At 75.3% G+C, this 11,901-nt stretch carries 14 protein-coding genes; 9 read left to right on the forward strand and 5 right to left on the reverse strand.

Annotated elements, in window-relative coordinates:
• Together K6I33_RS22985 and K6I33_RS22990 are read right to left on the reverse strand one after the other, a co-directional pair.
• Positions 1-640, reverse strand: a 640-nt coding sequence (locus K6I33_RS22985) for an MFS transporter (protein WP_229356222.1), incomplete at its 3' end; no start/stop codon positions are given.
• An 89-nt stretch (positions 641-729) separates the two neighbouring features.
• Complete coding sequence (locus tag K6I33_RS22990; protein ID WP_229356224.1) at positions 730-1,812, reverse strand: NAD-dependent epimerase/dehydratase family protein; 1,083 nt, start codon at positions 1,810-1,812, stop codon at positions 730-732.
• A gap of 112 nt (positions 1,813-1,924) precedes the next feature.
• On the opposite strand from K6I33_RS22990, the gene K6I33_RS22995 reads away from it, so the two are divergent.
• From K6I33_RS22995 to K6I33_RS23035, 9 genes are all read left to right on the forward strand, one after another.
• Positions 1,925-2,422, forward strand: a complete 498-nt coding sequence (locus K6I33_RS22995; protein WP_229356226.1) for a DUF6314 family protein — start codon at positions 1,925-1,927, stop codon at positions 2,420-2,422.
• A 92-nt stretch (positions 2,423-2,514) separates the two neighbouring features.
• Positions 2,515-3,372, forward strand: a complete 858-nt coding sequence (locus K6I33_RS23000) for a maleylpyruvate isomerase N-terminal domain-containing protein (protein WP_229356228.1) — start codon at positions 2,515-2,517, stop codon at positions 3,370-3,372.
• Positions 3,373-3,460: 88 nt separating this feature from the next.
• Complete coding sequence (rpmF, locus tag K6I33_RS23005; protein ID WP_229356230.1) at positions 3,461-3,631, forward strand: 50S ribosomal protein L32; 171 nt, start codon at positions 3,461-3,463, stop codon at positions 3,629-3,631.
• 442 nt (positions 3,632-4,073) lie between these two features.
• Entirely contained in the window at positions 4,074-5,225 is a 1,152-nt protein-coding gene (locus K6I33_RS23010; protein ID WP_229356232.1) for a diaminopropionate ammonia-lyase, read from the forward strand.
• A 98-nt stretch (positions 5,226-5,323) separates the two neighbouring features.
• A complete protein-coding gene (locus K6I33_RS23015) occupies positions 5,324-6,265 on the forward strand; it encodes an NADP-dependent oxidoreductase (protein WP_229356234.1) in 942 nt (313 codons plus the stop codon).
• A gap of 49 nt (positions 6,266-6,314) precedes the next feature.
• Positions 6,315-7,277 (forward strand): AraC family transcriptional regulator, encoded by a 963-nt coding sequence (locus tag K6I33_RS23020; protein ID WP_229356236.1) that lies wholly within the window; start codon positions 6,315-6,317, stop codon positions 7,275-7,277.
• A gap of 17 nt (positions 7,278-7,294) precedes the next feature.
• The gene (locus tag K6I33_RS23025; RefSeq protein ID WP_229356237.1) at positions 7,295-7,903 is read left to right on the forward strand and encodes a hypothetical protein; all 609 of its coding nucleotides are present in this window, start codon (positions 7,295-7,297) and stop codon (positions 7,901-7,903) included.
• A gap of 63 nt (positions 7,904-7,966) precedes the next feature.
• Entirely contained in the window at positions 7,967-9,430 is a 1,464-nt protein-coding gene (locus K6I33_RS23030; protein WP_229356239.1) for a hypothetical protein, read from the forward strand.
• Positions 9,431-9,496: 66 nt separating this feature from the next.
• The gene (locus K6I33_RS23035; RefSeq protein ID WP_229356241.1) at positions 9,497-9,778 is read left to right on the forward strand and encodes a metal-sensitive transcriptional regulator; all 282 of its coding nucleotides are present in this window, start codon (positions 9,497-9,499) and stop codon (positions 9,776-9,778) included.
• A 43-nt stretch (positions 9,779-9,821) separates the two neighbouring features.
• Here K6I33_RS23035 and K6I33_RS23040 read toward each other — a convergent pair whose 3' ends face one another.
• From K6I33_RS23040 to K6I33_RS23050, 3 genes are all read right to left on the reverse strand, one after another.
• Positions 9,822-10,652, reverse strand: coding sequence for a sulfite exporter TauE/SafE family protein (locus tag K6I33_RS23040; RefSeq protein WP_229356242.1), 831 nt, complete (start codon positions 10,650-10,652; stop codon positions 9,822-9,824).
• A complete protein-coding gene (locus tag K6I33_RS23045) occupies positions 10,649-10,816 on the reverse strand; it encodes a hypothetical protein (RefSeq protein WP_229356244.1) in 168 nt (55 codons plus the stop codon). The genes K6I33_RS23040 and K6I33_RS23045 overlap by 4 nt, the downstream gene beginning before the upstream one ends.
• 31 nt (positions 10,817-10,847) lie before the next feature.
• Positions 10,848-11,901: rhodanese-like domain-containing protein (locus tag K6I33_RS23050; protein ID WP_229356247.1), on the reverse strand; the 1,054-nt coding region annotated here is incomplete at its 5' end.

An 11,901-nucleotide genomic window follows, 5' to 3' on the forward strand; every position in this document is an offset into this window, starting at 1 on the left:
ACAGGCTCCCGCCCCCGCCCCCGCCTCTGTCCGGTGGCACCCGGATCAGCAGGACGCCGGGTGCCATGAAGACGCCGTAGACGAGACCCATGACGAGGAACGTCTTCCCGATGCCCGCCGTGTCCTTGCCGAAGGCGGACAGCAGCGCGGTGGACCAGGGCGAGGCGATGAGCGCGCCGCCGCCGAAGCCCATGATGGCGATGCCGGACGCGAGTCCCGGCCTGTCGGGGAACCACTTGATGAGGGTGGAGACGGGCGAGATGTAGCCGATGCCGAGGCCGGTGCCGCCGATGAGGCCGTAGCCCGCCACCACGAGCCAGTACTGCCGCGTGGCCGCGCCGCACGCGGCCACCAGGAACCCGGAGCAGAAGCAGAGGGCCGACACGGCCATGGCCCAGCGCGGCCCGTTGCGCTCCACCAGCGTGCCGCCGAACGCGGCGGACAGGCCGAGCATGACGATCGCCACCTGGAACGGCAGCGCCGACGCGGTGCCGGAGAGCCCCAGCGAGGCCTCCAGCGGCGGTTTGAACACGCTCCAGGCGTAGACCTGGCCGATGGCGAGATGGATGGAGAGCGCGGCGGGCGGCACGAGCCAGCGGCTCCACCCGGGCGGCGCGACGGTACGGGATCGGGCGAGCATGCACGGAACGTACAGCCCGTCGGCGCCGCGCTGGAAGAGCGCGGCGCCGGGCTACGGGGTGTGACGGACGGGCGCGAACCGGCCCGGGGTCATTCGGTGTTCGGCCGGACCTGAGGCCGGACCTGAGGCCGGACCTGATCGCCGGGGAGCGGGTGGGGCGGTGTCGCGGCCGCCAGCAGGGCCTGTTCCCGTTCGGGTGTGATGGGCCGCGCCTCCCGGCCCGTGCGGTCGGGGCCGAACGCCTCGTCGAGGCCGCCGGGGCCGAACAGCCAGGCGGCGGTGTCACGGATGGACTCCTCGACGGGACGGCAGCGCAGCCCCGCGGCGACGGCCTTGGCCGAGCTGGGCCGCCAGACCGCGGCCGTCTCCCCGTCCTCCGGTGCCCACAGCGGGAGTTCGGTCCAGACGGCGACCTCGTGCTCGCGCAGGATCTCGTCGCCCACCCACACCAGTTCCGCCGTGCCGCCCGTCTCGGCCACGCACGTGCCCAGGAACTCGCCCCAGGTGGTGTTCGCGGGCGTTCCGCTGACCAGGTACGTCCCGGCGTCCTCGGCCACGATCCGGTCCAGGCCGAACGCCGCGATGTCGCGGGCGTCGACGAGCTGCATCGCGCGGCCGGGCGCGCCCGGCGCGACCATCCGGCCGCCCTGTGAGGCCCGGCGCAGCCACCAGGTGAGGCGGCGCGCGAGGTCGTGCGGCCCGATGATCAGGCCGGGTTCGAGGATCAGCGCGCGCCCGGGGAAGCCCTCCTCCACGGCCCGTTCGCAGCCGACCTTGAGCTTGCCGTAGTCGCCGTCGTCGGGGCCCGCGTCCGGGGCGCAGTCGTGCCGGGGCGAGCTCTCGTCCACGGGCTCGGCGGGCCAGCCGGGGCGGGCGTTGATGGAGGACACGTACAGATACGCGGCCGCCGAACCGGCCAGTGCCTCGACGGAGGCCTTCACGACGCGGGGCACGTACCCGCAGACGTCCACGACCGCGTCCCAGGGGCCCGCCCCGGCGAGCCGGGCGAGGTCCTCGGGGCTCTCGCGGTCGCCCCGGATCACCCGGACGCCGTCCGGGTCGGCCTGGGTCCTGCCCCGGTTGAAGACCGTCACCTCCCAGCCGCGCGCCAGCCCCTCCTGGACGAAAGCCCTTCCCAGGAACACCGATCCACCGATCACCAGAAGTCTCATGTGGCGAGTCTGCGCACGGAGACCGGTGAGGGAACAGGAGTACGCCAGGAGCGGAGCGGTTGTGCCATGGGCGAACGCCGTGCCGGCCGCCCGGACGGCGGATACTGGGGGCATGAGCTCCGCCGCCACCGCTCCCCCGTCCGAGCCGTCCGTCCTGTGCCCGGTCCCCGATGTCCTGGCGTTCCTGACCGGCCGCTGGACGGTCGACCGTACGCTCACCGACCTGGCCACCGGGTCGGCCGGGACGTATCACGGCACGGCCGAGTTCCGGGCGGACGGCGACGGCAGCGGCTGCCTGCTGCACGTCGAGGACGGCGAGCTGGACTGGAACGGCACCGTCAACCGCGCCGGCCGTACGCTCAGGCTCCTGCCCGGCCCGGACGGCACGACGGAGGTGACCTTCGCCGACGGCCGCCCCTTCCACGACCTGGACCTCCGCACGGGCCTCTGGCACACGCGCCACCCTTGTGGCGCCGACCTGTACGACGGCACCTTCACGGTCGTCTCCCCGGACGAGTGGCGGGTGCGCTGGCGGACGGCCGGCCCGGCCAAGGAGCACGTCCAGCACTCCGTCTACCGGCGCCAGGGCTCCGGCGGCGCGGACGCCTGAGCCGGCCCACCGCCCTTCCACCGCCCTTTCTCTGTCATGGGCACGAGCACCGCGGTACCCTGCGGGCCGTCCGTCGCCGAAGGGGTGGGCCCATGGGTACTGCCGGCCGGTTCGATGCCGGGGCCGAGCACGAGAGGGCCCGTGCGGCCTTGCGGGCCGCGGTGCCGCGGCTGGCGGGGCTGCTTCGTGACGCGGCCGACCCGGGTGCGCCCTCGGGGGTGCCGCAGTGGACGGTCGGCGATGTCGGCGCGCATGTGTGCGCCGTCTATGTGGCGTACAGCTCCACGTTCACGCGTGAGTTCCAGGACTGGGACAGCGTGCTGCCGGAAGGCGACGTCACCTTCGCCGAGCGGGTCGGCTCGGTCAACGCCAAGGCCCTCGGGCTGATCGGCGAGGAGGCGCGCGCACGTCTCGACGCGCTGGTCGTCGAACGGGGTGAGACGTTCCTGCGGGTCACCGAGGGGCTCGCGCCGGACGTGCCCGTCGCGACGCCCTGGTACGGGCCGGGGGTCACCATCCCCCTGGCGGCGGCCACCGGCATGATGCTCAGCGAGACCCTCCTGCACGGCCTCGACATCGCTCGCGGTGCCCGGCTGCCCTGGGCGATCGCGCCGGACGACGCGCGTCTGGTGCTCGGGCAGTCGATGCCGACGATGATGCCGTTCGCCGTGGACGCGGCGCGGGCGCGGGGTGTCCGCATCGCCTTCGACCTCGCCGTCGAGGGTGGACCGCAGCTGGCGGTGGTCGTCGAGGACGGGGTCGCGACGGTGACCCGCGACGCGCCGCCGCGCGCCTACGACTGCCGGGTCACGACCGACCCGACGACCTTCCTGCTGATCGCCTTCCGCCGCATGCCCCTCTGGAAGGCGGTCGTCCGTGGCGCGATGCGCCCCGGCGGCCGCAGGCCGTGGCTCGCCCCACGGCTCAGCGGCTTCTTCGTCAACCCCTGACACCCATTGAGTTGCTAATGGGATCCATTTTCATATAGCTTCCTGGCAGCTCGACGCACCATCCCCCGACCGATCCAGGAGCACGCCCATGGCCGTCCCCAAGCGGAAGATGTCCCGCAGCAACACCCGTCACCGCCGCGCCCAGTGGAAGGCCACCACGCCCCAGCTGGTCCCCGTCACCGTCGACGGCACCGTCCACCAGGTGCCGCAGCGCCTGGTGAAGGCGTACGAGCGCGGCCTGCTGCGCCCCGAGGGCTGACCGCCGCGAGCGGCCACCGGTTGGCGGAACTCGGCGGAGCCGAGCCGGCCGGGGTGCTGCGGGGCGACGGCGGCGAGGACGGTGAGGCCGTCACCAGGGGCGGGCGGCGCGTTCGTGGCGCCCACGCGGCCGTCGCCGCCGACGATGCGGCAGGGGCGGTCCAGGGCGGCCAGGACCGCGTGGACGCCGTCGGCGTCGTACCGCACCTGAGCGGGCGTCATCGTCGCTCCTCTCCCCCGCGTGCGCACGCGGCCTCCGGGGTGTGCGGCGGGCCCCTTCCCCATGTCTCCCCACGGGACGGACCGGTCCGTTCCGGGCGGTGAGGGCGTGTGGGGGCACTCGCCCCGGTGCCGCACGCCCCGATGCCCCCTTGCGCGTCCGCCGGCAACAGGTGGGAAAGATGTGCTGGACGGTGCGAAGGGGTTGGCCGCACGCTGGTGGCATGCCCGAGAACCTCACCTCTTCCCGTACGCCGTCGCCCCGTACTCCGGCGTGGTTCGCCCGTCCGGCCGCCCGGTCCTGGACGTGCGCGCCCGCGCCCGCCGACGCGCGGGACTTCCACGCCTCCCTGCCCGGCTACGCCCCGACTCCGCTGACCGAACTGCCCGCCCTGGCGGCGGAGTTGAACGTGGGACGGGTGTTCGTCAAGGACGAGTCGTCCCGGCTGGGGCTACCGGCGTTCAAGGCGCTGGGCGCGTCCTGGGCGGTGCGCCGGGTCCTCGCCGAGCGGACGACGGCCGGCGGGCCGGGGGCGGCGGACCCGGTGACGCTGGTGACCGCCACGGACGGCAACCACGGGCGGGCCGTGGCCCGGATGTCCCGGCTGCTCGGGCAGCGCGCCCACGTCTTCGTCGGGCACGGCGTCCACCCGGAGGCCGTGGCGGCCATCGCGGCCGAGGGGGCGGAGATCACCCGGGTCGCGGGGACCTACGACGAGGCGGTGCGCCGGGCGGCCGGGGCGGCCGCCGCGCCGGACGCGGTCCTGGTCCAGGACACCGCCTGGCCCGGCTACGAGCGGATCCCGGCGTGGATCGTCGAGGGGTACGCCACGCTCTGCGCCGAGATCGACGAGCAGCTCGCGCTCGCGCGGGCGGGGACGCCCGGTCTCGTGGCCGTGCCCGTGGGCGTGGGTTCGCTGGCCCAGGCCGTCGTCACCCACTACCGGAGCCGCCGGGACGGGCGGGCCCCGGCGCTGCTGGCGGTGGAGCCGGAGGCCGCGGCCGGCCTCGCCGCGAGCCTCGCGGCGGGGCGGCCCGTCACCGTCGTCACCGGCGGGACGACCATGGCCGGCCTGAACTGCGGCACCGTCTCCCACCTCGCCTGGCCCGCGCTCCGGGACGGCCTGGACGCGGCGGTCACCGTCACGGACGCGGACGGCGCCCGCGCGGCCGCGGACCTGGCGTCCCTCGGCGTCCCCTCCGGCCCCTGCGGGGCCGCCTCCCTCGCGGGCGTCCGCGCGGCGCTCACCGGCGACGGCGCGGACGCGCGGCGTGCGGCACTGGGGCTCGGGCCGGCGTCGGTGCTCGTCCTGCTGAGCACCGAGGGCCCGGCCGCCAATCCGCACACCCTGTCCGGTATCACCACCCCGCATTGAGACGATCGGACATGAAAGAGAGACAGAGAACCATTCTCCGTCTCCGTTGATCTCTCTACGGTTGGATCATCAAGCCGATCCGATCAAGGAGAGATCCCATGCGCGCCGTCACCCAGAACGCTCTCGGAGGCCCCGAGGTCCTGGAGGTGGCCGAGACCGAGCGTCCGCGCCCGCAGGCCGGCGAGGTGCTCGTCCGGGTCCACGCCAGCGCCCTGAACCCCGTGGACGCCGCCGTCAGGTCCGGCTTCCTCCCGCTGCTCGGCGAGCCGCCCTTCGGCATCGGCTGGGACGTCTCCGGCGTGGTCGAGGAGGCCGCCGAGGGCGCGGGGTTCGCGGTCGGCGACGAGGTGTACGGAATGCCGCTCTTCCCGCGCGCCGCCGGTGGATACGCCGAGTACGTGGCCGTGCCGGCGCGCCACCTCGCCCGGCGGCCCGTCTCGCTCGACCACACGCACGCGGCGGCCCTGCCGCTCGCCGGGCTCACCGCCTGGCAGTCCCTGGTGGGCGCGGCCGAGGTGAAGGCCGGCGACCGGGTCCTGATCCACCGCGCCGCCGGCGGCGTCGGCCACCTCGCGGTGCAGATCGCGAAGGCGCGCGGCGCCCATGTCATCGCGCTGGCCAGTGAGGCCAAGCACGAGTTCGTGCGCGGCCTCGGCGCCGACGAGGTCGTCGACTACCGCACCACCGACTTCACCGAGGCATTCAAGGACCTCGACGTGGTCCTCGACTCGTCGGCCGAGGGCGACCGTTCGCTCCGCGTCCTGCGCCCCGGCGGCATGCTCGTCAGCATCATGCAGCACCGCGACCAGGAGCTCGCCGCGCGCGTCCGGGCCGCCGGGCGGCGCTTCGCCGGGGTGTCCGTCGAGCCGGACGCCGCGGGCCTGGCCGGGATCGCCGCGCTCGTCGACTCCGGGCGCCTCCGTCCGCACGTCGCGGCGGCCTTCCCGCTGGAGGACGTGGCCACGGCGCACGAGCTGCTCGGCACGGGCCGTACCCAGGGGAAGATCGTCCTCACCGTCCGGGACGAGCCCGCCGTCTGAGACGATCACGCCGTACGGGGAACAGCGGAAGACGCACGGGGGCACGCACATGGACATCCTCACCGAAGTACTCGGATCGATGCGCACGGGACGCCCCGCCTCGGTCCGCACCGAGGGGCGCGCCCCCTGGGGGCTGAGCCTGCCGCCGGTGGCCGGGGCGGGATTCCACGTCGTCCTGAGCGGGAGCTGCTGGCTCCTCCCCCGGGACGACACCGCGCCCCGCCACGAGCCGGTCCCTCTCGGCCCCGGGGACGTGGTCTTCCTCGGCGACAACCACCACCACGTCCTCGCCGACGCCCCCGGCACCCCCGCCGAGGCGGGGCGGGCGAGCTTCCGTCCCGGTTCGCCCATCGGCGCGCTCTCCCTGGGCGGGGACGGCCCGCGCACCACGCTGCTCTGCGGCGCCTACCACCTGGACCAGGGACGGCCGCACCCGCTGGTCCGTCAGCTGCCCGAGGTCGTCCACCTGGAGACCCGCCACGGACGGCATCCCGAACTCTCCGGCGCCGTCGGGCTCCTGCGCGCCGAGCTGGAGGAGGAACGGGCCGGCGCGGCCGGCATCGTGCCCGCGCTGATCGACGCGCTCCTGCTGTACGTGCTGCGGGCGTGGCTGGAGGAGCAGCCGGCGACGGCGGTGGCGGGCTGGTCCGCCGCCCTCCGGGACCCGGTGATCGCCCCGGCGCTCACGGCCATCCACGAGGATCCCGCGGCCCGGTGGAGCGTCGAGTCGCTGGCCGCCCGCGCCGGGACGTCCCGGGCCACCTTCGCCCGCCGGTTCCACACCCTCGTCGGGGAGCCTCCGCTGGCCTATCTGACCCGCTGGCGGATGACGACGGCGGCCCGGCTGCTGCGGGAGGACGACCATCCCCTGAACGTCGTCGCCACCCGGACCGGCTACGGCTCCGAGTTCGCCTTCGCCAAGGCGTTCAAGCGCGCGTACGGCCTCCCGCCCGGCGGCTACCGCCGTCACGCGGCGGCCACGCCCATGCCGTTCGCGGGGCGGCACGCCTGACGGACGACAATGGGCGGATGGACGTTCCCCGGATATTGGAAGCCGCCTCCCTGCTGGTGCCCGAGAGCACCGCCGCCGACGACGACCTCACGATGCGGGACGTCTGGGACTGCCTCGCCCAGGACGACTGGGAGTTCGCCCTCACTCTGCTGGAGGAGCACCGCGGCGGGCCCGCCCTGCCCCTCGCCTTCTGGGAGGAACTCGCGGACACCGCCCGGCAGTTGCGGATGGAGCGGAGCACGGCCTGGTGCCACTGGCGCGCGTACGAGACCCGCAACGGCGTCATCCGCGCGGAACTGGCCCTGGCCGAGGACTCCCCGCGCCGGACGCCCGTCCCCGGCACCGGGGTGCTGCGGCCGCTGTGGGACATCGGGCACCGTACGCCCACCGGTGACACGGCGTTCGCCATCGCCTCGCTCTGGGTCGAGGGCCAGGACGCCCTGGAGCCCGGCGGACGCGCCACGGTACGGCTCGCGCCCCTCACCCCCTCCCTCTGGGGGCACCTCCGGCCCGGCCGGCGGTTCACCATGCACGAGCGCCGGCCCGTGGCCGGCACCGCCGTCGTCCTTGAGGTGCGTCCGCCCGCCGGTGCCGACAATGAAGGAAAACATTTGGCCATGGGGTGACATCCAGTGAAGAATGGCCCTTCCGACCCCATTTCAGCCTTGCTTTCTAAGGAATACCTCCTCATGGACACCCGGCGCGCCGACGTCGACGACCTCGCACTGGCGGTCGCCACCGCCGCCCGACGCCCGGCGGAGGGGACGACTCTTGAGTCGCTCCTCGACACCGGTGACCCCCGGCGGTGGGTCGCTCTCGACCTCGGAGTGCGGCGGCTGCCCTGGTACTGGCCGATCGGCCTGCCCTCCATGGCGTGGCTGCCGACGGGCGAACCGCCCTCCGGCGAACCGGTCCTGGCCCTCGCCCTGTGCCACCCCGACGGACACATGCGGCAGGCCGCCCTGGAGCGTGCCGCCGGGGTCCCGGCGCTGCTGCCGCTCGTGGCCGTGCGCTGCTCGGACTGGGTGGGCCCGGTCCGTGACCTGGCCCGGGCACTGCTGCGCGCCGGACTGGCCGGCGCGGAGCCACGCGCCGTCGCCCTCGTCACCGCCGTCGCGCTGCGCACGGCGGCGCGACAGCACGGCGCCCACGCCCACGACCTGCTCATGGATATCCTGGAGCACGCCGGCGCCGAGGTGACGGACACTCTGCTGGACAGCAGCGACCCGGCCACCCGCCGGCTCGGGTACCGGATCGCCATCCGCCGGAACCGCTTCTCCCCGGCCCGGCTCGCCCGTATCGCGGCCACGGACACCGATGTGGTCGTCCAGGGCGTCTGCGCCGACGCCGTCCTCGCCCGCACGAAGGACGGCCGGCACGGCGAGCTCCTCGACCCGCTGCTGCGCGCCCGGGCCGCCCAGGTGCGCGCCTCCGGGGTGACCGCGCTCCACCGGACCGGGCGCTCGGGCGAGGCCACGGCGTTCCTCACCGACCGGGCGGGCATCGTCCGCGCCTGCGCGCGCTGGGCGCTGCGGCAGCGGGGCACCGACCCGCTGCCGCGCTACCGCGAGCTGTGCGCCGGTCCCCTGGCGGACGTCCCGCCGGGTGCGGCGGCCGGTCTGGGCGAGTGCGGCACCCGCGAGGACGCCGCCCTGCTCCATCCGTTTCTGGCGCACCCGGTCGCACGGGTGCGGGCCCAGGCCGTCGCCGCGCTGCGCGCCCTGGGCGCGATCGATCCGGAGCGGCTGCGGCCGCTGCTGGACGACCCTTCGGCGGCCGTCACCCGTGAGGTGGCCACCGCGCTCGTCTCCTCGGGTGACCGGCTTCCCGAGCCGTGGCTGTGGGAACGGCTCGCCCCCGGCCGGCCCCGGCGCGTCCGGGCGGCGGCCTTCCGGCTGCTCGCCGTGCAGCCCTGCGTCTTCCAGCTGCGGTGCCATCTGACCCTGCTGGACGACGCCGACCACCGGTTCCGCGAGCAGGCCCGCGCCGCCGTCCTGCGCTGGGCCCCGGCCTACGCCCCCGCCGAGTACGCGGCGCTGCCCGCCGACGAGCGCGCACGGCTGGACGCGCTGGTCGACCGGGCCGTGCCCGTCCTGGGCGAGCACAACGTCCGGCTGTTGCGCCTCTGCTTGGGGGCGGCACGCCGCTCCTGACCGGCCGGGGACCGGTCGGCCGAGCGGCCCGTAGCATACCCGTAGGGGTATGCGAAGGAGCGGGCCGTGGAACTCGAAATGGCGGACGAGGAACTGAAGTCGGTGGTCAACCGGCTGCGGAGGGCGCAGGGGCAGATCGCCGGGGTGATCAGGATGATCGAGGAGGGGCGGGACTGCGAGGACGTGGTGACGCAGCTCGCGGCGGCATCGCGGGCGCTCGACAAGGCCGGGTTCGCGATCATCGCCACGGGGCTTCAGCGCTGTATCGGTGAGGCGGGCACGGCCGCCGGCGGGGACGCGGAGAGGATGCGGGCCCGGCTGGAGAAGCTGTTCCTCTCCCTGGCGTAGCGCCCCTCGGTGACCGGCGCGGTACGGCAGGGAGAGGCACGGTTCATGTCAGGGCGTCGACGAGCATGAAGGCGGCCACGCCCAGCAGGGCCACGGCGAACGTCCGGCGCAGTACGGTGCCGGACACCTTGGCGGCCAGTCGTTTGCCGTCCCAGGCGCCCAGGATCGCGGTCGCGGCGAACGGGGCGATCACCGACCAGTCGAGGCCGGAGGCGGTGGCGCCCCGTGTGGCCAGGGAGGCCAGGGAGTTGGTCGTGATGACGAGCAGGCTGGTGCCGACGGCGGCCTGCATCTCGAAGGCCAGCACCGTGACGAGCGTCGGAACGACGAGGAAGCCGCCGCCCACGCCGAGCAGTCCGGTGAGCGCGCCCAGACCGGCCCCGGTCCCGGCGGCCTTGACCCCGGCGGGGGCGCGGCGCGGCGGTTCCGGCTCCTGATCCCGGCCCTGGCCCTGAGGCCGTTCCGGTGCGCCGGCCCGTTCGTCGTCCGCCGGTCTCTCCCCGGCCGGTCTCTTCCGGGTCGCGAGCAGCATCGTCACGGCGGCGAGGGTCGCTATCGCCGCGAAGGCCGCGGTCAGCGCCCGCTGGGGCAGGTGGGCCGCCGCGGCTCCGGCCGCCGCGGCGGGGAGGAGCCCCGAGGCCGCGAACAGCGCGCCGGTCCTCCAGCGGACGTTGCCGGAGCGGGCGTGGGCGTACAGGGCGGTCGCGGAGGTCGCCGCGACGATGAGCAGGCTGGCGGTGGTGGCCGCCGCCGGGGTGAAGCCGAGCAGATAGATCAGCGCGGGTACGGCCAGGACGCTGCCGCCTCCGCCGAGCGCGCCCAGTGCCAGCCCGACCGCCGCTCCGGCGGCGAGGGCGAGTATGAGGGCGCTCACGCTATGACGCCGTCGCCGAGGCTTCCGCCGGCGGCCGGCATCGCGCCCTCGGTCCCTCCTTCCCTGGCCCGGGCCGCCGCGGCGAGGTCGTGGCGGACGCGTTCGTGTGGCCGGGTGCGCACCGGGCCGGGACAGCCGGAGCCGTGGAGGGACTGCGGGAGCATCGTTCGATCACTTCCTACGGGACGGGGACGGTCAGGCGGCGCCGCGCCCGGGGACGGTGAGCCCCGCGGCCGTGGCGGCGTCGAAGACGTCGTCCACGGCGACGACGTTCCGTCCCGCGGCGTCCAGCAGGGACGCGGCGACGGCCGCGCGCGCCCCGCCCGCGCAGTGCGCCCACACCACTCCCGGTGGCACCTCCCCGACGCGGTCGCGCAACCGGTGGATGGGGATGTGTGCCGAGCCGCTGACGAAGCCCGCCGCGCGCTCGGAGTCCCGGCGCACGTCCAGCACCACCACCTGCTCGCCGGCGGCGCGGGCCGCCGCGAGGTCGGCGAAGGTGGCGCGGCGGAAGGAGCGTAGCGCCTCTCCCGGGCGGACCCAGCCGGCGGGGGTGCCGGTGGCGGCCGCGGCCGGCCGGTCGATGCCCACGCGCACCAGCTCCCGCTGCGCGGCGGCGAGCTCCTCGGGGCCGGCGGCGAGCAGGGTGAGGGGCTTGCCCCAGGGGATCAGCCACGCGAGATAGGTGGCGAGCTTCCCGTCGCCCTCGAAGTTGAACGATCCGGGGACGTGCCCCTCGGCGAAGGCGACGCGGTGGCGCAGGTCCACCACCCACTCCCCCGCCGCCAGCCGCGCGGCGATCTCCGCCGCGTCCGCCCGCCGGGGCGGGGTGAGGTCGACGGGCGCGGGCCCGGCGGCGTTGGCGGGGGCCATGTGGGCGTAGTAGGCGGGGATGTCGTCCAGGCCCGCGAGCAGTCCGGCGACGAAGGCGTCCACGTCCTTGGTCAGGGCCTCGTTGGTGCCGCGTTCGGCGCCGATCGTCGTGGCGTCGCCCCGGGCCTGGGAGGAGGAGCAGAAGCTGCCGAAGCCGTGGGTGGGCAGGACGGGCACGTCGTCGTCGAGCTCGTCGGCCAGCCGGTGGGCGGAGGTGTGCTGGGCGCGGGCCAGGCGCTCGGTCAGCCGGGGCTCGACCAGGTCCGGCCGGCCGACGGTGCCGATGAGGAGCGAGCCGCCGGTGAACACGGCGACGGGCCGGCCGTGCTCCTCCAGGACGTAGGAGGTGTGGTGGGGGGTGTGGCCGGGGGTGGCC

The sequence above is a fragment of the Streptomyces sp. UNOB3_S3 genome (assembly GCF_020740895.1).
In the GTDB taxonomy this organism is placed as follows: Bacteria; Actinomycetota; Actinomycetes; order Streptomycetales; family Streptomycetaceae; genus Streptomyces.